Below are 21,508 nucleotides of genomic sequence, written 5' to 3'. Positions count from 1 at the left end.
TTTATGCAACGCTATTACGACTTCCGGCCCACGCGGAGCGACGGGCCGGGGCATGGCTGGCTGCTGCCGCTGGTGCTGCTGCTCCTGCTGCTGATAGGCAGCGCGGTGCGCAGCTACGGCCAGGCCACCATCGCCCGCGCCGAATACTTCGTGGACGCCGACCCCGGCATCGGGGCGGCCACGGCCATTGCGCTGCCGCCCACGCCGGCCAGCGACTTGCCGGCCCTCTCGGCCACGGTGCCGCTGGGCGGCCTGAGCGCGGGCTTCCACCAGCTGGGGGTGCGCAGCCAGGACGCCAACGGGCAGTGGAGCCTCACCAGCCGGCGCACGTTTTATTACGAGCCGGCCGCGCTGAATACCCTGGCCAACATCAATAAGGTAGAATACTTTATTGACGCCGACTCCGGCCCCGGCGCGGGCACCGACGTGCCCGTGACGGCCGGGGTCGACGTGAGCGGCGTGGCCTTCAATGTGAACCTGAGCAGCCTGAGCGCAGGTTTTCACCAGCTGGGGGTGCGCTCGCGCGATGCCAACGGGCAGTGGAGCCTGACGAATCGCCGGACTTTTTATTACGAGCCGGCCGCCCTCAACGCCCTGCCCAACATTACGAAGGTGGAGTATTTCATCGACACCGACCCCGGCTTTGCGGCAGCGGTGGATGTGCCCGTGACGGCCGGCATCGACGTGAGCGGCGTGGCGTTCAACGTGAACATCAGCAGCCTCACGGCTGGCTTTCACCAACTGGGGGTGCGCTCGCGCGACGCCAACGGTCAATGGAGCCTCACCAACCGGCGCACGTTCTACTACGAGCCGGCGGCGCTGAATGCACTGCCCAACATGACCAAGGTGGAATACTTTGTTGACGCCGAGCCGGGCATCGGCAACGGCGTCGATGTGCCGGTGACGGCGGCCACCGACCTGAGCGGCGTGGCCTTTGCCGTGAACCTGAGCAGCCTGAGCAGCGGCTTTCACACCCTGAGCGTGCGCTCGCGCGATGCCAACGGCAAGTGGAGCCTCACCAACGTGCGCAGTTTCTACTACGAGCCCGTGCTGGCCGTGGCGCCGAACATCAACAAGGTCGAGTACTACTTCGACAACGACCCCGGCTTTGGCTCGGCCACCGATGTGCCGGTGCCCACGCCGGCCCAGGATTTGGCCAATTTCAGCTTTGCGGCCGACGCCAGTGCCCTGGCCGACGGCGCCCACCGCATCTTCTTCCGCTCGCGCGATGCCAACGGCAAGTGGAGCCTGGTGAGCAGCCGCAGCTTTGTGAAAAACGGCTGCGCCAGCTCGACCAACCTGGCGGCCGGCCTGCCCACCAGCAGCTACGGCGTGGGCGGCTCCGTGGGCAACTCGCCGGAACTGGCCTTTAACGCCGAACCGGCCACGCCCACCACCAGCAACTCGGTGTACGTGTACAACGGCGCCCTGATTCAGGCCGACATGGGCAGCGCCCAGACCATCAGCGAGGTGCGGCTGAAGTTTACCAACTCGGCCACGCCCACCAACTTCACGCTCCAGATTCAGACGGCCACCAGCACGGCCGGCCCCTTCGCGACGGTGGACACCTACACGGCCACCTTCAACGCCAACGGCGTGTACCCGGTGGTGCGCACGCTGGCCACGCCCGCCACCAACGCGCGGGTGCTGCGCCTCGTGTTCCAAAGCACCGGCGGCAACTACACCATCGTGACCGGCGTGGGCGCCTACTACTTCAACTGCGCCAGCCCGAGCATCACCAGCTTCACGCCCACGGGCGGGGCCGCGGGCACGGTGGTGACGCTGGTGGGCACCAACCTGAGCGGGGCCACGGCCGTGACGTTTAACGGCGTGCCGGCCGTGGTGAGCACCATCACGAACAATACGAGCACCGGCCTGACGGTGACGGCCCCGGTGGGCGGCACCACCGGCCCTATTTGCGTGACCACGCCGGCCGGCACGGCCTGCTCGGCGGGCAGCTTCGCTTACCCGCCGGCCATTGCCACGGGGGCGGTTTCGGCCACGGCTTTTTGCAGCAGCACGCTCATTCAGGTGCCGTTCACGACCAACATGGCGAGCTACGGCACGGGCAACGTGTTTGGCTTCCAGCTGTCGGATGCCAACGGGGTGTTTACGGCCGGCTCGCGGCTGTACGGCACGCTCATCAGCCAGAACGCCAGCGGCGGCATTCTGCGCGACTCGGTGGCGTTTCGCACGCCGGCCGGCTCCGGCTACCGGGTGCGCGTGGTGGCTTCCAACCCAAACATCATCGGCACGGACAACGGCACGAACCTGACCGTTTACCCCACGCCGGCGGCCACGGCCACCGCCAACTCGCCGGTGGTGTTCAATGGCACCATTCAGCTGGTGGCGCAGCCCACGGGGCAAAGCAGCTACAGCTGGTATGCGCAGTACACGAGCGGCGGCACGGCTTTCGTGGGTTCGGGCCAAACGCTGAACCTGACCAACGCCCAGCCCACGCAGAGCGGCAAGTACTTCGTGTACGTGCAGAACGCCAACGGCTGCCAGGACTCGGCCAGCGTGCGGGTGCTGGTGCAGCCCAATGCCGTGCCGGTGCTCACCATGAGCCAGTTTGGCTTTAATGGCTGCGCGGGCGCCACGCTCAACATTGGCTTTTCGGTGACGGGCAATAACTTCCTGAACGGCAACACCATCTCGGCCCAACTCTCAGACGCCAGCGGCTCGTTTGCCGCGCCCACGGTGATTGGGTCGGCGGCCTTCACGGGCCAGGGCGGCGGGGCCATTTCGGCCACCCTCCCGACCAGCACGTCTTCGGGCACGGGCTACCGCATCCGGCTGGTGGGCTCCAGCCCGGCCGTGACCAGCAACGACAACGGCTCCAACCTGAGCATCACGACGCAGCCCACGGCCACGCCGAGCAGCAACTCGCCGGTGGCCTTCAACGGCACCATTCAGCTCACGGCCCAGGCCGTGGCCGGCGCCAGCTATTTCTGGACCGGCCCCGGCTTCTCCTCGACCCAGCAAAACCCGACCATTGCCAACGCCACGCCCAGCAACAGCGGCACCTACACCCTCTACGTGACGGTGAACGGCTGCCAGAGCCCCGGCACGGCCACGCAGGTAACGGTGAATCCGTCGGCCCAGCCCATTCTGGCCATCTCGCAATTCAGCGGCTCGCTCTGCCCCGGCACGGCCCTAAACATCGGCTTCTCGGTGACGGGCAACGTGTTTGCCAGCGGCAATACCATCACGGCGCAACTGTCGGATGCCAGCGGCTCGTTTGCCGCGCCTACGGCCATTGGCTCGGTGGCCTTCACCGGGCAGGGCAGCGGCTCGGTTTCGGCCACGGTGCCGCAGGGCACGCCAGCCGGCACGGGCTACCGCATTCGGCTGGTGGGCTCGAACCCGGGCGTGACCAGCACCACCGACAACGGCTCGAACCTGACGGTGCCCACCACGCTGGTAGCCACGGCCAGCAGCAATTCGCCCATTGCCTCGGGCGGCACCCTGCAGCTGAATGCTGGCCCCAATGGCGCAGCCACTTACCAGTGGTATGTGAATTACACCAGCGGCGGCACCAGCTTCATCAGCAACCAGCAGAACCCGACGTTCAACAACGTGACTACGGCCTCGTCGGGCTTCTACTACGTGTTTGTGACGCAGGGCGGCTGCACCGATTCGGCCAGCGTGCGCGTGCTGGTGAACCCGCCCGTGAGTACGACTTTGGCGATGGGCACGTTTTCGGGGCAATTCTGCGCCGGCACCAGCTACGCGGTGAACTACACCGTGGGGGGCGCGGGCCTGAGCAGCGGTAGCCTCACGGCGCAGCTGTCGGATGCCAGCGGCTCGTTTGCGGCGCCGGTGGTGCTGACCACCATCAACTTCAGCGGCACCGGCAGCGGCAGCCTGGGCTTCACGCTGCCGGCTTCGACGGCGGACGGCGCCGGCTACCGCATCCGGCTGGTGAGCACCGGCCCGGCCCTGACCAGCAACGACAACGGCACGAATCTGACCATCTCGAACCTGACCAACGTGGTGGCCAGCTCCAACTCGCCGGTGGCCGCGGGCGCGCTGATTCAGTTCAGCAGCAGCGGCGTGCCGGCCGGCGCCACCATTGCCTGGACGGGCCCCAACAGCTTCAGCAGCAGCCAGCCCAACCCCAGCATCCCGAACGCCAACGCGGCCAATGCCGGCACCTACAGCCTGACCGTGGCCCTGAACGGCTGCTCGGTGACGCGGCAGGTGCAGGTGCAGGTGGGCGCGCCGGTGCTCACGCTTGCTACTGGCAACGTGAGCGGCAGTTTCTGCCCCGGCTCGGCCCTGAGTGTGCCGTACAGCGTGACGACGGGCAGCGTGAATGGCGGCAACACCTTCACGGTGCAGCTTTCGAACGCCAGCGGCTCATTTGCCTCGCCGGTTAGCATTGGCTCGCTGAGCAGCAGCGCGGCCAGCGGCACTGTGGCGGCCGTCATCCCCACCAGCACCCCGGCCGGCTCCGGCTACCGCGTGCGCGTGGTGGCCGATAACCCGGCCGCCGTGGGTGCCGACAACGGCAGCAACCTGACCATTGGCGCGCTGACGTATGCCTGGACCGGCGGCGTGAGCACCGACTGGTTCAATGGCGCCAACTGGAGTTGCGGGCAGGTGCCCACTGCTACCAGCGTGGTGACGATTCCCAGCGGCGTGACCTTCTACCCGGTTATCACGGGCAGCACGGCGGCGCTGGCGTTGAACCTGACCATTGCCAACGGCGCGACGTTTACCAACAACGGCATTTTCAACCTGTATGGCAACGTGACGGTGAACGGCACGGTACTGGCCAGCAGCACTTCCAGCTGGTACTTCACGGGCGGGATTACGCAGTTCATCTACGGCACTAACCCGTTGCAAGTGGGCAACGTGTACATCACCGCGGGCTCAACCCTGACGATGAACAACGTGCTGAACGTGTACGCCAACTGGTACAATTTCGGCACTTTCGTGGGTGGCCCGCTCTACAACGTGTACTTCAACGGCACGGGCAGCACGCAGATTATCGGTGGCACGTCCGTCACCACCTTCTACAACGCCTACGTGAACAGCGGCGCGGTGGTGAACCTGGGTTTGAACGCCGTTTTCCTGAACAACTTCGTGGTGAACGGCACCTTCTCGGCCGTGACGTACGGGGTGGTGTTCGGTGGCTCGGTGGGCCAGACCATCGGCGGCACGGGTAGCAGCAGCTACTACACCGTCACCATCAACAATACGGTGGGCGTGACGCTGGTGAGCAACATCACGGTGCTCGGCGACTGGATAAACAACGGCCTGTTCTCGGGCGGCACGTACTCGGTGATTTTCGCCGGCACGGTGGCCCAGATTATCGGCGGTACGCAGGTCACGGATTTCTACAACGTCACCTTCAACAACCTGATTTCCGTCACGCTGCACCAGAACATCTACGTGCTGGGCGGCTTCGTGAACACCGGCGTCTTCTACGGCTGGTACCTAAGCGGCGGCAGCACCCTGGGCTACTTCGTGCGCTTCGGCGGCACGGCGGCGCAGGTGATTACGGCCAACGCCACGACCTACTTCTACCACTTCTACGCCGACAACGCGGCGGGCGTGAGTCTGGCCACCAACATCTACATCGCCGGCAACTACTACCTGTACTCGGGCAGCTTCAACCCCGGCACCTACACGGTGTACTTCAACGGTAACGAGCCCGGCGTGGTGCAGACGGTGGGCGGCTACACCGCGCTGAGCTTCTACGGCTGGAACATCGGCAGCACGTCCTCCATGCGGCTGATTCAGAACGTGACCTTGCTGGGCGGCTTCGCCAACCTGGGCACGTTCTACGGCTACAACCTGGTGGGCGGCGTGTACACGGGCTACACCTTCACCTTCGGCGGCAGCGGGGCGCAGAGCCTGACGGGCGGCGGGGTGTACGAGTTCTGGCACGTGACCTGGAACAACCTGGCGGGCATCACGCTCAACCAGAACATCAGCGTGTGGGGCAACTGGCTGAACAACGGCGGCTACCTGGCCAACGGCTACCTCGTCAACTTCATTGGCAACGTGGCCCAGACCATCGGCGGCTCGGTGCTTACCACGTTCCACCACGTCACCATCACCAATACGGTTTCGGTGAGCTTGCTGCAGGCCGTGACGGTGCTTGGCAACTGGGCCGGCACGGGCGTGTTCTTGGGCAATGGCTACCTGGTGTACTTCAACGGCACGGCGGCCCAAACCATCACGGCGGGGCTGAACACGCGGTTTTTTGACCTGCGCTTCAACAACCCGACGACGGTTACGCTGCTCTCGAACATCTACCTGAACGGCAACTGGACCCACGACGGCGGCTTCGTCGCCAACGGCTTCCGGGTATTCTTCTCGGGTTCGGCCTTGCAGACCATTGCCGGCACGGTGCTCACGCAGTTCCACCACCTCACCATCGTGAGTGGCGCCAGCGTGCAGCTGGCTCGCGTGGTCACCATCCTCGGCGACTGGACCAACGACGGCAGCTTCCTCCACGGTAATTACACGGTGACTTTCGCCGGCAGCGGCGCCCAAAGTATCAACGGCGCCGTGGTCACGAACTTCTACGGAATCACCTTCCTGAACACGGGCACCGTGACGCTGGGCAGCAACATCCGCGTGGCGGGCGCCTGGACCAATAGCGGCGTCTTTGTGCCGGCCACCTACACGGTGTTCTTCAACGGCAGCGTGGCGCAGCTTATTGGCGGCACGGCCGTCACCACCTTCTTCGGGCTGAATATCCTGAACACGGCGGGCGGCGTGAGCTTGAGCGGCCCCATCTTCATCCGGGGCAACCTGGTGAACGACGGCCTCTTTAGCTGCGTGGGCTACCTCGTCACCTTCAACGGGACGGCCTTGCAGAACATCGGCGGGACGAGCACGACCATCTTCGGCAACATCACCACCAACAACGCGGTGGGCGTGGCCCTGGGCCAGAACATCCGGGTGCGCGGCGACTTCCGCAACCTGGCCCTGTTCACGGCCGGCGGCTTCATCACCTACTTCGACGGCAGCGCGGCCCAGGGGATTTACTCCACCGGCACGCTCACCTTCCACGACGTGGTGTTTGCCAACCTGGCCGGCGTGACCCTGCAAAACAACGTCTTCCTGACCGGCAGCTGGACCAACAACGGCGGCTTCCTGGCCAATGGCAAGCTGGTGACCTTCAACGGCACGGTGCTGCAGCTCATTGGTGGCTCGGTGGCCACGGTGTTCCACCACTTCACCATTGCCACGGGCGCCACGGTGCGGCAAGACCTCGGCATCACGCTGCTGGGCGACTGGACCAACAACGGCAGCTTCCTGCCCAACGCGCTGCTGGTATACTTCAACGGCACCGCCCTGCAAACCATCGCCGGCACGGCCCTGACCACCTTCTACGACGTGACGTTTAACAACGCGGTGAACGTGAGCCTGGGCCAGAACATCGACGTGACGCGCAACTTCGTGAACCAGGGCGGCTACTGCGGCTGCGGCTTCCGCACCCGCTTCAACGGCACGGTGGCCCAGAGCATCACCTGCACCGGCGGCAGGACTCACTTCCACGACATCACCTTTGCCAACGCGGCCGGCGTGACGCTGCTCGACGGCATCTACGTGAGTGGCTTGTGGGTGAACAACGGCGGCTACCTGGCCAACAGCCAGACGGTGATTTTCGACGGCACGGCCCTGCAAACCATCGGCGGCACGGTGCTGAGCGCCTTCTACAACGTGGGCATCACCAACGCGGTGGACGTGCAGCTGCTGCGCGACATCACCGTGGCCGGCTTCTGGAACAACACCGGCATCTTCCACGGCCAGGGCTTCGGCGTCACCTTCAACGGCACGGCGCTGCAAACCATCACCACCACCGGCGCCACGGCCCGCAGCTACTTCCACCACATCACCTGGGCCAATCTGGTGGGCTGCGTGCTGGGCGGCGACATCTACGTGGCCGGCAACTGGCTCTGCAACGGGCCCTTCAACCCGGCCACCTACACGGTGTACTTCAACGGCACGGTGGCCCAGACCTGCGGCGGCACCCAGCAAATCCGCTTCTTCGGCCTGAACTGCTCGAACCCCGCCGGCGTCAGCTACTCCGGCCCGGTGTACCTGCTCGGCAACTTCGTGAACACCGGCCTGGTGAACTGCGGCGCCTTCGGCTGGTACTGCATCGGCACCGGCCCGCAAACCATCGGCGGCGTCTCGACCACGCCCACGCGCTTTTACGACCTGTTCATTCAGAACGGCAGCGGCGTGACGGCCACCGACAACTGGTTCCTGACCCATATGCTGACCCTGACCACCGGCAACCTGGCCTCCAACGGCCACCTCACCCTCACGAGCAACGCCAGCGGCACCGCCATGGTGGTGAACCCCGTGGGCGGCGGCGTGGTGACGGGCGTTTCGACCATGGAGCGCTTCATCACCGGCCTGAGCGGGGCGCCCGGCTACCGCCACTATTCCTCGCCCATGAAGCTGAGCGCCGCCGGCATCAGCACCACCGTGCAGGAGTTTGCCGACGACCTGCCGGTGTTCGAGCTGAACCCGGCCTACAACACGGCCGGCAACTCGGCCACGCCGTTCCCCACGTTCTTCCAGTACGACGAAACCCGCCTCACGGCCTCCAAACCCGGTTTCGACGACGGTTGGATGGTGCCCACCGCCACCCAGGACCTGCTGCCCCTGCGCGGCTACACCGCCCAAACCCTGCCCACCACCACGGTGGACATCTCGGGCCTGCTGCAAACCGGCAACGTGAGCTACAGCCTCGGCCGTGGCAGCCTGGCCAACTCGGGCTGGCACCTGCTCGGCAACCCCTACCCCGCCCCCATGGACTGGGACGTGGCCCGCAGCACCACCGGCATGCTCAGCGGCGTGGCCGATGCCCTCTACGTGTTCGAGCCCAGCGGCCAGTACACCGGCACCTACAAGGCCTACGTGAACGGCCTCGGCCAGAACGGCGGCACCAAGGACCTGGCCGCCATGCAGGGCTTCTTCGTGCGGGCCACCGCCCCCACGGCCAGCGTGAGCCTGACCAACGCCGTGCGCGCCACCAGCTACGGCTCGCCGGTGTTCAACCGCACCACCGCGGCGCCCCCGGTGCTGCGCCTCGAAGCCCGCAACCTGGCCACCGCCACCGCCGATGAAACGGTGGTGTACTTCGAGCCCGGCGCCGCCCTCGGCTTCTCGGCCCGGCACGACGCCTACAAGGTGCAGCTCAACGGCAACGGCCGCCCCAGCCTCTGGAGCCAGGCCGGCCCCGAGAGCTTCGCCATCAACGGCCTGCCCGACCTGGCCACGGCCCCCGTCATCCCCCTCGGGGTGCGCGTGAGCCAGGATGGCGCCCACGAGCTGGTGCTCACCGGCCTCACCGATGCGCCCGCCGGCACCCAGGTGTGGCTCGAAGACCGGGTGCTGAACCGCCGCCAGAACCTGGCCGCCAGCCCCACCTACGCCTTCACGATGCTGGCCAGCTACACCGGCCCGCGCTTCTACCTCAACTTCGTGGCCGGCACCGTCACGGCCGTCACCACCGGCCAGCTCGCCGCCCGCACCGCCCTCTACCCCAACCCCACCACCGCCCGCGCCACCCTGGAGCTGGCCGGCCTGCGCGAGCAGGGCCCGGTGAAAGTGGAAGTGGTGAACGTGCTGGGCCAGACGGTGCGCCAGCTGAGCACGCGCCCCAAGCAGGGTTTCCTCTCCGAAACCATCGACCTCAACGGCCTAGCCACCGGCGTGTACACCGTCCGCATCCACACCCAGGAAGGCACGGTGGTGAAACGCCTAGTGAAGGAGTAGGTGCCGTAGCTTAAGTAACGAAAAGCCTCGCCAGTGTCTGGCGAGGCTTTTTTGTAGCAATAAGTCAATTATAAGCAGTACTTTTCCTAACAAAACTATCAACCACGTAAATCATGCCTCTAGAAATTCCAATTGACCGGCAGGCCGAATTATTCAAAAAACACATCGAGGAAGAGGATAATGACCGTATCATCTTCTCTGGTCCTTTTGGAATGGGTAAAACCTATTTCTTGGACAAATATTTTTTCGGACTTGAACCAACAGACTATTTAGCAGTCAAGCTTGCGCCTATTAATTATTCCATTTCTAGCAATGAAGACATTTTTAAGTTAATAAAATATGATATACTTTTTGAGCTAGGTGCTGTACACGGCTTGTCCTTCGATACAGAATCAGTTAGCCGCAGCGTCGCTTATGGAACGCTCTTACCTACTAAAATGGACTCTATCGTAAGTAGCCTTGTAGAGCTGCTGCCGCTAATGAACAAGCCAACGGATGCGATACCATTAGTGTTAACTGCTCTCGCCAAATTGTCAACTACAGTCAAAGAAATTGAGAAAGCACGTAATTCCACTAGTGAGTCAAGTGATGCGCTTGACCTTGGCAATGAGGTTGCCAAGTCCTATCAGCATGAAACCGATTATGCAACCGAGTTTATAGAAAGAAATCTAGAACGACTTGCAGAGCAGAAGAAAGCAAAATACAAGGTACTTATTATTGACGATTTAGATAGAATTGACCCCGAACATATTTTCCGTCTATTCAATATATTCAGCGCGCATTTAGATTACAACAAAACACAACGCAATAAATTTGGATTTGATAAAGTGATTTTTGTTTGTGACATCCAGAATATACGCAATATATTCCATACCAGATACGGAACAGACACAGATTTTACTGGGTACATAGATAAATTTTTCAGCCAAGAGGTTTATTTTTTCAGCAATGAGCTCGAAATCGGAAGCGCAGTGGATGATTTCGTCAATAACATTCGTATCGAAGACCAAAATTTCGCATCATATGTAAAAGAGAAAATTGTACAGGGAAGAAATTACAGTGAAAAGGGACTACTTCCTATTATTCTAACCGAACTTGTTCTCTCCGGCGCGTTAAAAATACGTAGGTTCAAAAACAGCTATGGCTTGCGCATCTCCTTATCCGGGAAGAAAATAGATGTGCCTGGACCGTATCAAAAGCAAATTGAAGTTTGGCAAATCCCTGCCGTCGTTACCATAGAGATACTAAGTAGAATAATAGGCGGAGGTGAAGCTCTGCTGAAATCCATCAAAACTGTAATTCGTTACAGAAGAAGCAGCGACTATCATGCTGCAACCGAACGCAACAACGATTGGCTTATTGGAAACTTACTACCAATAGCAGATTACAAATCCCATAAATTCAAGGTACACAACCCCAACATACCAAGCAATTACTCATATACTACAGCAAACGGCAACTTCATTCAATACGAATTACTCGAAAGCGGTAACAGACGCGAACAATATTACGCGAGAACAATAGGAGAAGTATCTCATTTTGATTTTTTTGAAATTCTTTCGGCAACGGTAGAAGTTTTACTGAGAGATGGACTACTGAAATAACCCTAGTTCCTCACAACCACTTAACAAAAATTCAAAATGAATAAGAAGACAGAAGATTTATTACGGAAAGTAATCGAAGACACTGAAGCATTGCGAGCCGCTGAAGAGACACATCCGGCGTTAAAAAAAACTGCTGTTCAAGAGGTATATGCACTAGGAAATATAATAAAAACACTTGTTGATTCATTCAACGATAGTTCTTTGTCGAAAGACGCGTCTATCAGTTTAAAACTTGAGGGGCCTTTTCACTACAACTACACCCTGTTGTACACTTTACATTCAATAGGTGGCAAAAGAGAATATCCAGCTAGGCAAGCTTTAGTGATTTCAATTCCTCAATCAGAGGATTTTGATGGAATACGATTAAGAATTGCAGCATGGCAAAGCAATATCTCAATTGACGGACTCAAGTCTAACCTTTCAGGCTATTTTCCAGGCGAAGAACCCAAACGGGTAAACGTAAATACATATAGGATGATGCTTTCTGGCAATAAATATGGATGGGTTATAGAGAATGAACACACGAATCCAATGAGTTCAGAAGAGCTTTTTGACCACTTTACTCATGAACTCATAACATTTAACATGAACCCATAAAATGGGTTCATGTTAAATGTGTGATTGAAGTTAGAATACCGCAGAAAGAGGCGCAAACATTTCAGTTAGGGCATCATTACAACTCCCACCACAAAAAAAGCCCCGCCAGCAATTGGCGGGGCTTTTCGTTTCGCTCGCGGCTTAGGCGGGCTTCTTCGCGTCGGGGTCGTCTTTGGGGCCGCCCCCGCCGAGGACGATGAGCTTGGTGTAGCCCTGGAAGCGCAGCCACACTTCGTGCTTGGTGGGCGAGTTTTCGTAGGGCGTTTTCTATCTTTGGACAGCACGCAACCACCCTCCCCGAACTTCCCAGCTGCCCGGCCCGTTTTCACCGAAACGCTTTTCCCATGTCGCCCCAACCCACCGCCCCTTCTGCGCCTCTGAATGAGCTTCAAATCAGCCTGCTTCGGCTGTTTGGCCACGGCATGACCGATGCCCAAGTACTGGAGTTGAAGCGGGTGCTGGTGCGCCACTATTCGGCCCGGTTGCAGCAGGAAGCCACCCGCGCCAGCGACGAGCGGGGCTACACTCCCGATGATTTCGACCGCTTGCTCCATCAGGCGTCCTGATGCGCCGGGTCGTCGTTGATACCAACTGCCTGCTGGCGTCCATCTCCCCGCGCAGCCCCTACTACCGGCTTTACCGGTTATTCGAAGCCGAGGCGTTTGAATGGGTGGTCAGCAACGAAATTCTGACCGAATACGAGGAACAGCTAACCAAGCATTACTCGGCCGCCACCGCCAACTTGGTACTTACCATTCTCACGGTGGCTCCCAATACGCATTTTCAGGAAGCCTACTATAACTGGCAACTCATCACGGCCGATGGCGACGATAATAAGTTCGTGGACGTAGCCATTGCTGCCGGCGCCGAATTTCTTGTCACCAACGACCGTCATTTTCAGGTGTTGCAGGCCATCGAATTTCCTTTGGTACCAGTGATATCATTGGCAGGATTCCTAGACGTGTTTTGGCCTTAGCCCTGCGCGTCTACGTCTGTGCAGGCACTACGACGGCGAAACCCCAGATGAAGGAGGTAGCGCCCACCGCTTACCCACAAACAAAAGCCCCGCCAGCAACTGGCGGGGCTTTTCGTTTCTTCCGCGGCTTAGGCGGGCTTCTTCGCGTCGGGGTCGTCTTGGGGGCCGCCCCCGCCGAGGACGATGAGCTTGGGGTAGCCCTGGAAGCGCAGCCACCCCCGCGCCATCAGGCACCTCCTACCGGATGCGGGCACAGTTGCAGTACACCCGAATGGCCCGCGAGCTGCCGCTGCTGTTGCTCACGCGCAGCAGCCACGTGGAGCTGGGCGCGTTGGGGTCCGGGGAGCTGAAGTTGACGGTGATGTCCTGCTGGGCGCTGTTGAAGTCGCGGTGGCCCCCGCCCCCGCTCACGAGGGCGGTGCCGGCGGGGCAGCTGGCGGTAAACTGGCCGTAGCTGTTGCCGTTGAGCGTGTAATCCGTGTAGCTCGTGGTCAGGCCCAGGTCCAGGGTGCCGGCGAAGCGGGCGTCGCCGCTGGCGCTCAGCTGCAGGGCATCAGTGAGGGTGCCGGCGTTGGTGGTGCGCAGGGTGAGGCCGATGCTGGTGCCGGCCCCGGGGCTGGGCACGCGGGCCTGCACGAAGGCCGTGCCGCTGGTGCCGCTGTAGGGGGCCAGGTAGAGGTGGCCGGGCAGGTACACGCTCTGGCTGGTGCCGTTGTTGGGGTCGTCCACGAGGTAGGCGTCGCCGCCCCCGTTCACATCGAACTTGCCCCGCGGCGCGTCGGGGCCAATGCCCACGTTGCCGGTGTTGCTGATGCGCAGGCCCACGCTGCCGCCGTTGCCCACCAAGAAGTAGGGACCGAGGTCGAAGTTGGCGTTGGCCTTGGGGTTTTGCCAGGTGCCGTAGCCCACGCCGTCGGACATGAGCACCTTGCCCGCGCCCTGGCTGCCGTCCACGATGCGGATGACCCCACCCGAGCCCACGAAGCCCGGGTGCTGGGCCAGCCCCACCCAGCGCACGGGCCCGCCGGGCTTGCCCGCCGAAAAGATGCCGCCCCAGCCGTCGGCGCGGTAGGCGTTGCCCCACACGGCGTAGTCGATGTCCTGCCCATAAGGCCCCCGGCCGTAGCCGGAAAGCATGGTCCGGCTAAAGAATCGGTTGGATTTGCTGCGCGTCAGCAGGGCCGCGCTGGGGCCTTGCACGTTGGCGCTGAGCTCCACTTGGGCCGTCGAGTCGCCCAGCGACAGGGTGGCCGCCCCGGTTAGTCGTTCGTTGTTCAGGTCGAAAGTTTGGGTGGCGGTGTGGTTGCCCAGGTTGTCGCCGCTGGTGCTGGCGTTGGGAATGCTGGTCCAGGCCCCGCCGAAGTAGTACCAGAAGCCCGGTTGGGTGCCGTCGGTCTGGAACACCAGCAAGCCCACGGGCGGGCTGCTGATGGCGGTGCGCTGGGCCGCCGTCAGGCGCGGCACCAGCAGGCCCTTGTCCGTGGCCGAGACATCGAGGGCCGCCTTCGGGTCGGGGGTGGTGGTACCGATGCCCACCGATTGGGCCGTAGCGGCCAGCGGCAGGCTGAGCAGAGCCGGCAGCAGCCAGTTCCAGACGTAGTTTTTCTTCATAGCGGTAAAAGCGTGGATAATGGACACAAGAACTGAAGTAAGGACTTCAATGGCCAATCAAAAATACAAGGCATTCCCATTTTTGCCCTAGCGCGGTATGTGAACGACCGCAGCCGGTAAGTCGGCGGGCCCACACGGAGTGTGGCTGCGCCGGCAGCGGGCCCGGAAGCGGCTTTCACGGCCGCAAGGCGGCAGGACACGGGCCCACAGCCGGTCCCGGCGCACGGCCGCTGCCGGAGCGGCCCGCGGCGCTGCTTCGCGGCGGGGTCGTTTTTGGGGCCGCCCCCGCCGAAGACGATGAGCTTGGGGGTAGCGAAACGGGCCGGGAGCCGTGGGCAGGAAAGCGTAGCCGCTTGCTCTTCAGCCGCGCGGCGCCTCAGCGCACGTTTATGAACTCGCCTTCGATGGCCACCCGGGGGCCGCTCAGCTGGTCGGTGGCAGGGCCGCTAAATGAGCCGCGCCAGCCGCCGTTCCACTGGGCCAGGGTGCCGCGCGGGCTGATGCCCCACGCGAGCTGGATGGTCGGGTTGCGGTAGCGAATGGACACTACGCCGTAGTTGCTGTCGGGCCGGCCCGCGCCTTTGAGAAAGGCCACCAGCACGTAGGCGCCGCTCGAAGCCCGGGACGAGTCCCCGGCCTCCACGTTGAGCACGTCGAAGGGGCGGGTGGGCGGGGCGGCGGGCTGGTAGCTCACCCGGGCCTCTTCCTCGAAGGTTTGCCCGTTGATTTGGTAGCGGAGGGTACTCCGGTTGTCGCCGGCGGCGGGCACGGGGAGGCTCGGCTTTTCATCGGCGCCGCAGCCGGCCAGCAGCGCACAGCCGCCGAGCAGGAGTAAGAAGGAGTATTGCATAAGCTCGCTAGTATGCCCAATGCCGCCCCGGCCAAGCGCGCCCTGCGGGGCAGGTGGTGTACGAAACCGGTGGTATTTCTGGCACAAGGTAACCTCCTTATCGGAACATTATTTCACGAAATGCTCCGACAGCAGCTGGCCGGGCTTTCCGGGCCCGCGCGTCCTGGGCGGCCTGCTTCGGGGCGGGGCTGGTGGGGCCACCCGCCGCCCGGTAGGTAGAATTACCCCATTTTCAAAAGCGGGTATTTCTACGTTAATCACCACTGTATATCAGCATTTTACTTTGCCATACCAAAAGACAACTACCTAATTTCTCACCTTTCTACACAGCACAGCGCATGAACTCTCTACAGCAAATCACCGACGCCTGGGGCAACTGGTATTCGAGCCAGCACGGCACGAGCTGCCGGTTTACGGCCAGCACCAACTACGGCAGCCAGAGCTTCCTCGACAACTACCACCAGTACCAGACCAACGTGCAGGTGCAGGACATTGTGTACACCAGCAACACCCCGCCGGTGGGGGGCTCGGAAGTGGCCTACCAGCTGTGGTACGACAACGGCACGAGCGTGCAGCAGCAAAACACCTTCCAGGAAACCCAGACCTCGCAGCAGTCCTTCACCTGGTCCATCACCGAGTCGCTGTCGGTGGGCATTGAGATATCGGCCACCGAAGGCGTGCCGGCCGTGGCCTCCAGCTCGCAGAAAGTGACCGTCACCCTGGGGCTGTCGTCCACCCAGGGCCAGACCAAGACCAACACGCAGACCTGGAGCGTGAACTCGCCCATCAACGTGCCGGCGAACAGCTCGGTGAAGGCCGACATGGTGATTTCGACGCAGAGCTACGACGTCAATTTCACGCAAGCGGTGCTGCTGCAGGGCAGCGTGGCCATCTGGAACAACGACAAGGTGAACGGCCACTGGCTGTGGTTCATCCCCATTCAGTCCGTGTTTCAGGACTGCCTCGACCACAACATCATCGACACCTCGGGCTACTCCATCGTGTCGGGCGGCGTCACGACGCAGGCCACCGGCGTGTTCCAGGGCAGCCAGGGCGTCAGCGTGGGCGTCACGGCCAAGCAATACCCCCTGCGCAGCTCAGCCGCCAGCGCAAAGGCCGCGGCCCCGCAGGCGCTGGAGCCGGTGGCCGAGGCTTCGATGAGCCCCATCCTGGCCGTAGCCGCCGAAGGCGTGGAAGCTTGACCTTGCCCCTTGCCTAAAAAAACGGCCCGGAAACCCTGCGTTTCCGGGCCGTTTTGCGTGGTACCGGCATTGGGGAGAAGGCCGCAGAAAACCGGCGGCGGCTGCAGTGAAGGGAAGACTGACGGCCCGGGGGCATTTCTACCAGCCCCGGCTACTTTGCAATAAAAACCGTTGAACCTGTAAGGGCAGTACATAGCCAGCGTCTGGCCCGGCACATGCCCCGGGTTCTTCATCCTTTTTGTGCCATGCCTCGTTCGCTCCATCGCCTTCCGCTGCTGTTTGCCGTCGGGCTGGCCGCCTGCTCCACAGCCCCCGACACCGGGGAAACATTGCCCGCGCCGGCAATAGGGTCAGCTCTTTACCGCGTCACGTTCGAGGCCACCTGGAGCGCCGGCACCCACGCCAACTTTCCGGCCGGGGCGCACTTTTCGTCCGTCATCGGGGCTTCGCACCGGGCCGATGCGCTGCTATTCCGGCCCGGCCAGGCGGCCAGTCTCGGCATAAAGAACATGGCCGAGCGTGGCAACAACACCGCCCTGCGGTCCGAGATAAACGCCCTGCAAAGCAGCGGAGCCGCGTTTCGGCTGCTGGAAGCGCCTTACTTCAACTCGCCGGGCAGCGTTTCCGACACCATTCGCCTCGACGCTGCCCACCCGCGCCTGAGCCTGGTGACGATGATAGCGCCCAGCCCCGACTGGTTTGTGGCCCTCGAAGACGAAAACCTGCTCGACGCCACCGGCCAGTGGGCCACGCAGCGCCACCTGCCCGCCCGCGCCTACGACGCCGGCACCGACAGCGGCCCCACCTTCACCGCGCCCGACCAACCCACGCTGCCCGCCGGCGTGGTGACGCCCTTGCGGCTAGCCCCCGCCCAGGGCCCCGCGCCCGATGGCCCGCCCCTGGGCACCTGGCACTTGGAGCGCCTCAACTAACCCGGGCCGGTGCGGGTACCGGGCGCCGGTGGGGCAGCGGGCGGGTAACTACAGAACAGTGCGGCCGCGGTCCCGCCGCTTCTTTGCGCCGTTCAACCCATTTCCCGCCCCATGAAACTTCTCCTTGCGCCGCTGGCGGCCTGCCTGGCGGCTTTTTCGCTGCACGCCCCCACGCCCCCGAAAACGCCCGCGCCCCCCAAAGACTACGTCATCACGCAGTACGGAGCCGGCACCGACAGCACCACACTCAGCACCCAAGCCATTCAGCAGGCCATCGACAAGGCCAGCGCGGCCGGCGGCGGCACCGTGGTGGTGCCCAAGGGCGTGTTTCTGAGCGGCGCCCTGTTTTTCAAGCCCAACACCCACCTGCGCCTGCAGGCCGGCGCCAAGCTGAAGGGCTCCGACAACATTGCCGACTACCCCTTGGTGCCCTCGCGCATGGAAGGCCAGAAGCTGGACTACTACGCCGCCCTGGTAAATGCCAAGCAGGTGAACGGCTTCACCATCAGCGGGCCTGGTACCATCGATGGCAACGGGCTGAAGTTCTGGAAGCGGTTCTGGTTTTACCGCGACTCGATGCAGAAGCTGGGCAAGTACGCCACCAACCTGGAGGTGCACCGCCCGCGCCTGGTTTTCATCTGGGGCTCCAACAACGTGACCATCAAGAACGTGAAGCTGCACAACGCCGGCTTCTGGACCACCCACCTTTACCAGTCCAACAACGTGCTCATCGACGGCTGCGACATCCGCTCGCCCTTCCGGCCGGTGAAGGCGCCCAGCACCGACGCCATCGACATCGACGTGTGCCGCAAGGTGACCGTGCGCAACTGCTACATCTCCGTCAACGACGACGGCATTGCCATCAAGGGCGGCAAGGGCCCCACGGCCCAGAAGCTGCCCGAAAACGGCCCCATCGAAGACGTGCTCATTGAGAATTGCACCTTCGGCGAAGTGCACGCGGCCCTCACCTGCGGCAGCGAGTGCATTCACGCCAACCGCATCACCCTGCGCAACTGCCGCATGGACAACGAGCGCCCCGTGCTGCTCTTCAAAATGCGCCCCGACACCTACCAGGTCTACGAAAACATCACCGTCGACGGCATCACCGGCAAGTGCGGCACCATTGTGACGCTCTCGCCCTGGACGCAGTTTTTCAACATGGCCGGCAGCACCGAAAAGCCCTTCGGCACCATCCGCAACATCACCGTTTCCAACGTGAAGGTGAAGTGCAAGCAGTTTGCCGTCCTCAATGGCAACCCCACCGACAAGGTGAGCAACATCACCTTCAAAAACGTGACGGCCACCGCCGACCAGGCCGCCTTCCCCAACAAGTACACCGACATCAAATTCGTCAACGTGGCCCTCAACGGCGCGCCCCTCACGGCCCAAACCGTGCAGGAAGCCAAAGCCGTCACACCCCTGAAGCCCGATTAAGCCCCCAGCTTACTTAGCCCCGGAAAGCCTCGCCAGTCACTGGCGGGGCTTTTTGCTTTACTGGCCCACCCGCCAGCTCCGGCGGGCGGCGCGGCCAGGAGGCGGACAGGCAGGCAAGCGAAAAAGAGGTGGCGAGGGCCGCACCGGCCATCGCGCCCAAAGCTGATAATGCGCCGGTAAGCGCTACTGGGTGCCGGAGCACGGCCCCGCATTCACCGACGTGGCGCTGTTTGATTTGTGCTGGCTGGTTCTGCCAGGCTTTGCTTCATCTGAACATTTGTTGCCCTACCTTTCACCATGCAAAAACAACTACTTTTTCTTCGACACATCCTAATGACCTGCGCCGGCTTGCTGCTACTAAGCCAGCCGCGGAATGGCCTTGCCCAAACTCCCGCAGCCGCCCCCATCCGGGCCGTGAAGTGCGGCCGCCTGCTGGACGTGCGCACCGGCCGCGTCATCGCCAACGCCGTGGTGCTGGTGCAGGGCCGCACCATTCTGCAGGCGGGCGCCAACGTGGCCATTCCGGCCGGGGCCGAGGTGCTGGACCTGGGCAACGCCCTGGTACTGCCCGGCCTAGTGGACGCCCACACCCACCTGCTGCAAAACTACCTGCCCGAGCTGGGCGGCGACGACAACAACATGCTGCACACCGTGGCCACCATGAGCACCGCGCGCCGGGCCCTGCTGGGCGCCGCCATGGGCCGCGAAGACCTGGAAGCCGGCATCACCACCGTGCGCGACCTCGGCAACAGCGGCCTGAACGGCGACGTGGCCCTGCGCGACGCCATCAACCGGGGCGAGGTGGTGGGGCCGCGCATCGTGGCTTCTACCCGCGCGCTGTCGGCAGCGGGCGGGCAGTTTGGCCGCCTCACGCCCGAGGCCCAGGCCCTGGTGGCGCAGGAGTACGTGGCCGTCAGCGGCGTGGAGGAAGCCCGCCGGGCCGTGCGCCAGGCCCTCTACGACGGCGCCGACTGCATCAAGGTCATCGTGAACACTGACCCGCGGGTGGTGTCGCTTGAGGAGCTGAAGGTCATTGTGGAGGAAGCCCACCGACAGGGCAAAACCGTGGCTGCCCACGCCATTGGCGACGACGCCACGCGCATGGCCGCGCAGGCCGGGGTGAACTCCATCGAACACGCCTACACCATCCCCGACGACGTGCTGAAAATGATGAAGGCCAAACAAATTTTCCTGGTCCCCACCGACTTCCCGGCCGAGTACTACACCAGCGGTGCACTCGCCAACGCCACCCCCGAACAGCGCCAGCGGGCCGAAAAAGGCGCTAAAGACTTTGCCGCCAGCAACCGCCAGCGCCTCGCACGAGCGGTGAAAGCCGGGGTGCGCATTGCGGCCGGCTCCGACTCTTACTACCAGGCCCCGGGCATGACGCGCGGCCAAAGCAGCTTGCTCATGTTCAGGGCCTACGCCGCGGCCGGGATGGCCCCGCTCGACATCATCCGGGCCGCCACCGTCAACGGGGCCGAGCTGCTGGGCTTGAAAGGCAAAATAGGCGCGCTGGAGCCGGGCATGGCCGCCGACCTCATTGCCGTTGACGGCGACCCGCTGGCCGACATCACGGCGCTGGAAAAGGTGCGCTTCGTGATGAAGGCCGGGAAAATCATCAAAAACGAACCGGCGAAGTAGCGCCCTGGGGCCAACGGTAGCCGCTTTCCCTATTTCTTCAGCGGGTCGTGGCCCCAGTTCATGAGGGAGTAGCGCCAGCGCGAAGTTTCGATGTCTTTCTTGTCGTGCGGGCCCTGGGCCGAATGCCGGGCCACGTAGCTGTGCACCTTGTGCATGTGGGCTTCGTCGGCGGGCGTGAGGTCGGCCTTCTTCTTGTGCAGAATGTCGATGATGTGCTCGCCGGAGTGGCGGCCAATGCTGGTGCCGTCGCCGCTGTCCTGGCCCACCGACTTGGATTCGTCGGTTTTCAGCCATTTTTCCAGCTCACTGGCCGTCATGTTCACGTCTTGCTTGAAGGTGGCGTAGGTGTCGCCGGCGTCGGGGGTGTGGGAGGTAGCCATGTGGAAGAGGAAAGGTGGAACAGCTTGTTCTCGATGTACTCCCAACGCAGTTGTTGAGTTGCGCCCCTCTTCCCGTCTTCCTACCTCCCCTCTCACCACCCGCCGGGCGAGGGCGTGCCGCAACGCATCATGGGGTGCTCCAGGCAAGTGATGGTGACCTCCACGTCGGCGATGTCGCTGGCCGGCAGCGTGGCCCCGCGGGTGTAGCCAATGCGTAAGGTAGCGCCATTGGCCTGCTGCGGCAGGTAAGCCTCCCACAGCGGGCCGCGGGGGCGCAGCCGGGTGCCGTCGGCCAACACCAGGGTGGTGTGCTCGGTGGGGCACATCAGGGTGTTGCCCAGGCACAGGCGCACCGTGGCGGTGGTGCCGCAGGGCGCTTCGGGGGCCACGTCGGCTTTTTCGGCGCAGCCGGCCAGGCCGCTGGCTGCGCTCAGGCCAGCCAGCAGGCCCAGCGAAAACAGGTACTTCACTCGCATAAAAAAGATAAAGGAGGTGAGGCGCGGGCAAGGCCGGCCGGCTCCT

The 21,508-nt window shown here is 62.7% G+C and carries 13 protein-coding genes; 9 read left to right on the top strand and 4 right to left on the bottom strand.

What is annotated here, in order from left to right; all coding sequences use genetic code 11:
• The first annotated feature begins 3 nt into the window (after window positions 1–3).
• The 5 genes from JAO73_RS17275 (at window position 4) to JAO73_RS17255 (ending at window position 12,933) form a co-directional block, all read left to right on the top strand.
• On the top strand, window positions 4–9,756 hold the full coding sequence (locus JAO73_RS17275; protein ID WP_198978389.1) for a DUF8693 domain-containing protein: 9,753 nt from the start codon (window positions 4–6) through the stop codon (window positions 9,754–9,756).
• Window positions 9,757–9,869: 113 nt separating this feature from the next.
• Window positions 9,870–11,360: a P-loop NTPase fold protein gene (locus JAO73_RS17270; RefSeq protein WP_198978388.1), complete on the top strand. Its 1,491-nt coding sequence runs from the start codon at window positions 9,870–9,872 to the stop codon at window positions 11,358–11,360.
• Between the two features lie 36 nt (window positions 11,361–11,396).
• Entirely contained in the window at window positions 11,397–11,957 is a 561-nt protein-coding gene (locus JAO73_RS17265) for a hypothetical protein (protein ID WP_198978387.1), read from the top strand.
• A 344-nt stretch (window positions 11,958–12,301) separates the two neighbouring features.
• The gene (locus JAO73_RS17260; RefSeq protein ID WP_198978386.1) at window positions 12,302–12,523 is read left to right on the top strand and encodes a DUF8507 family protein; all 222 of its coding nucleotides are present in this window, start codon (window positions 12,302–12,304) and stop codon (window positions 12,521–12,523) included.
• Complete coding sequence (locus JAO73_RS17255) at window positions 12,523–12,933, top strand: putative toxin-antitoxin system toxin component, PIN family (protein ID WP_198978385.1); 411 nt, start codon at window positions 12,523–12,525, stop codon at window positions 12,931–12,933. The genes JAO73_RS17260 and JAO73_RS17255 overlap by 1 nt, the downstream gene beginning before the upstream one ends.
• A 237-nt stretch (window positions 12,934–13,170) precedes the next feature.
• Here JAO73_RS17255 and JAO73_RS17250 read toward each other — a convergent pair whose 3' ends face one another.
• Together JAO73_RS17250 and JAO73_RS17245 are read right to left on the bottom strand one after the other, a co-directional pair.
• On the bottom strand, window positions 13,171–14,544 hold the full coding sequence (locus JAO73_RS17250; RefSeq protein ID WP_198978384.1) for a phage tail-like protein: 1,374 nt from the start codon (window positions 14,542–14,544) through the stop codon (window positions 13,171–13,173).
• A 376-nt stretch (window positions 14,545–14,920) separates the two neighbouring features.
• Entirely contained in the window at window positions 14,921–15,394 is a 474-nt protein-coding gene (locus JAO73_RS17245; protein WP_198978383.1) for a hypothetical protein, read from the bottom strand.
• Between the two features lie 338 nt (window positions 15,395–15,732).
• Here JAO73_RS17245 and JAO73_RS17240 point away from each other — a divergent pair, with 338 nt between their 5' ends.
• From JAO73_RS17240 to JAO73_RS17225, 4 genes are all read left to right on the top strand, one after another.
• A complete protein-coding gene (locus tag JAO73_RS17240; RefSeq protein ID WP_198978382.1) occupies window positions 15,733–16,596 on the top strand; it encodes an ETX/MTX2 family pore-forming toxin in 864 nt (287 codons plus the stop codon).
• 245 nt (window positions 16,597–16,841) lie between these two features.
• Window positions 16,842–17,528 (top strand): spondin domain-containing protein, encoded by a 687-nt coding sequence (locus JAO73_RS17235; protein ID WP_198978381.1) that lies wholly within the window; start codon window positions 16,842–16,844, stop codon window positions 17,526–17,528.
• A gap of 111 nt (window positions 17,529–17,639) precedes the next feature.
• Window positions 17,640–18,962 (top strand): glycoside hydrolase family 28 protein, encoded by a 1,323-nt coding sequence (locus JAO73_RS17230; protein WP_198978380.1) that lies wholly within the window; start codon window positions 17,640–17,642, stop codon window positions 18,960–18,962.
• Between the two features lie 333 nt (window positions 18,963–19,295).
• On the top strand, window positions 19,296–20,606 hold the full coding sequence (locus JAO73_RS17225) for an amidohydrolase family protein (RefSeq protein ID WP_198978379.1): 1,311 nt from the start codon (window positions 19,296–19,298) through the stop codon (window positions 20,604–20,606).
• Window positions 20,607–20,635: 29 nt separating this feature from the next.
• On the opposite strand, the gene JAO73_RS17220 is transcribed toward JAO73_RS17225, so the two are convergent.
• Window positions 20,636–20,986 carry a DUF3140 domain-containing protein gene (locus JAO73_RS17220; RefSeq protein WP_198978378.1) on the bottom strand — a complete coding sequence of 117 codons (351 nt, stop codon included), beginning with the start codon at window positions 20,984–20,986 and terminating at the stop codon, window positions 20,636–20,638.
• 92 nt (window positions 20,987–21,078) lie between these two features.
• Entirely contained in the window at window positions 21,079–21,456 is a 378-nt protein-coding gene (locus JAO73_RS17215) for a hypothetical protein (RefSeq protein WP_198978377.1), read from the bottom strand.
• Between the last annotated feature and the right edge of the window lie 52 nt (window positions 21,457–21,508).

Source organism: Hymenobacter miniatus (genome assembly GCF_016427455.1).
Classification (GTDB): domain Bacteria; phylum Bacteroidota; class Bacteroidia; order Cytophagales; family Hymenobacteraceae; genus Hymenobacter; species Hymenobacter armeniacus.
The sequence above is the reverse complement of the archived record's forward strand: the minus strand, read 5'-3'. Positions and strand labels throughout refer to the sequence as shown.